Here is a 1,036-nt window from a genome sequence, read left to right on the forward strand (position 1 = left end):
GAACAGACGCCGGACGACGGCGTGCCCGGCGACGACGGGCCGCGCGAAATCTTCGAGCGCGGCGGCGCCTCCTGGTACGGCATCCAGTTTCATCAGCGCAAGACCGCCAGCGGCGAGCGTTTCGACATGACCGCCCTGACGGCGGCCCACAAGACCCTGCCTTTCAACACGCGCGTGTGCGTGCGCAGCCTCGTCAACGGCAGCGAGGTGTTGGTGCGCATCAACGATCGCGGACCTTATGCGGCGGGCCGTGTGATCGACCTGAGCCGTGCGGCGGCCGACCGCATCGGCCTGACGGGCCTGGGCATCAAGCAGGTGGCGCTGTCGATCGTCGACCGTGAAGGGATGCGTTGCGGCGGTTTGCCGGTGGAGGCTGGCGATGCGTCGGCGCCAGTGGCGGCTGCGGCCGTGCAGCAGCGAGCCAAGTCGCCGGTGCTCGCGCGGCGCAAGGTGGTCGTGCCGCCCCGTCGCCGTAAATAAGAAACGAAAAGGCGGGGCTCAGCCGCCCGAATCGAGCGAGAAAGCGGCGTGCCGGTCTTGCGCCAGGCGCTCCACCAACTGCGGCAGCGCTTCCGCCAGCAGCGGCTTCAGCGTGTACGGCGGATTGATCAGGAACATGCCGCTGGCCGGCAGCCCCGGCCGGTGCGTTTCGCCCGATGCGTCTGTCGTGATCTTGCTGGACTTGACCGTCAGCGTGGCGTGCAGCCACGACTTGCCGGCCTTGGTCGCCATCGTCTTGAGTCGGCGCGGCAGGTCGTGCGCCTCGGGGCGCGGAATGATCGGATACCAGATCGCGTAGGTGCCGGTGGCAAAGCGCTTGAGCGCCTCGGCCGCGAAATCGAGCACGCGGCCGTAGTCGGTCTTCATCTCGTAGCTGGGGTCCATCAGCACCAGCGCGCGGCGCGACGGCGGCGGCAGGAACTTGCTGGCGCTGCCGAAGCCGCCTTCGCGCAGCACCGCGATCTGGCGGCCGGCTTCGAGCTGGGCAATGTTGGCGTCCAGCGTGCGGGCGTCGGTTGGGTGCAGTTCGAACAGC

Annotated in this window: 2 protein-coding genes; one reads left to right on the forward strand and one right to left on the reverse strand. The window is 68.8% G+C overall.

All coding sequences use genetic code 11. The features are described 5' to 3' along the window. On the forward strand, positions 1 to 480 hold a 480-nt coding region (locus ACSFA2_RS25890; protein ID WP_435458183.1), incomplete at its 5' end, for a septal ring lytic transglycosylase RlpA family protein. An 18-nt stretch (positions 481 to 498) separates the two neighbouring features. Here the strand turns inward: ACSFA2_RS25890 and rlmJ are convergent. Then, positions 499 to 1,036: 23S rRNA (adenine(2030)-N(6))-methyltransferase RlmJ (rlmJ, locus tag ACSFA2_RS25895; protein WP_435458184.1), on the reverse strand; the 538-nt coding region annotated here is incomplete at its 5' end.

It is taken from the genome of Variovorax cryoconiti, from assembly GCF_051216395.1.
Classification (GTDB): Bacteria; Pseudomonadota; Gammaproteobacteria; order Burkholderiales; family Burkholderiaceae_C; genus Variovorax.